The sequence below is a fragment of the Pseudoalteromonas sp. S1609 genome (assembly GCF_005887255.1).
In the GTDB taxonomy this organism is placed as follows: Bacteria; Pseudomonadota; Gammaproteobacteria; order Enterobacterales; family Alteromonadaceae; genus Pseudoalteromonas.
The window spans coordinates 1-457 of record NZ_PNDJ01000129.1 but is presented as its reverse complement, the minus strand read 5'-3'; the positions used below and the strand labels follow the sequence as shown (position 1 = coordinate 457).

Genomic DNA, 457 nt, shown 5'->3' with positions numbered 1-457 from the left:
ACCAAACAATGTCGTAATTGGCTGTTTTGGCAAATGGGATCGGCGCCTTATTTAGGTGGCGGCTTTGGTCACTTTTACAGCTATGCGCCAACCAAAATGCAATACCCGATTGACCGTTTCACCATGGAAACTAAGCGTCAGCTAGATGTACTAAACCGCCATTTAAGTGACAACGAATACATGGCAGGCAGTGAATATTCCATTGCCGACATTGCCATATGGCCTTGGTATGGCTCACTGGTATTAGGCGACTTATACGACGCCGCCGAGTTTTTAGATGTCGGATCTTATACCCATGTGGTTCGTTGGGCTAAGCAAATAGCAGCGCGCCCAGGTGTAAAACGAGGCCGTCGCGTTAACCGTACTTGGGGAGCAGAAGATGAACAACTCGCAGAGCGCCACAGTGCTCGTGATTTTGAATAAAGCTCCTGTTTAGTAAAAATAAAAAAATCAGCGT

1 protein-coding gene is annotated in these 457 nt (G+C 46.8%); it reads left to right on the top strand.

All coding sequences use genetic code 11. The features are described 5' to 3' along the window. A partial coding sequence (locus tag CWB76_RS19030; protein ID WP_171039662.1) for a glutathione S-transferase C-terminal domain-containing protein occupies positions 1-423 on the top strand: 423 nt, incomplete at its 5' end. Positions 424-457 lie beyond the last annotated feature (34 nt).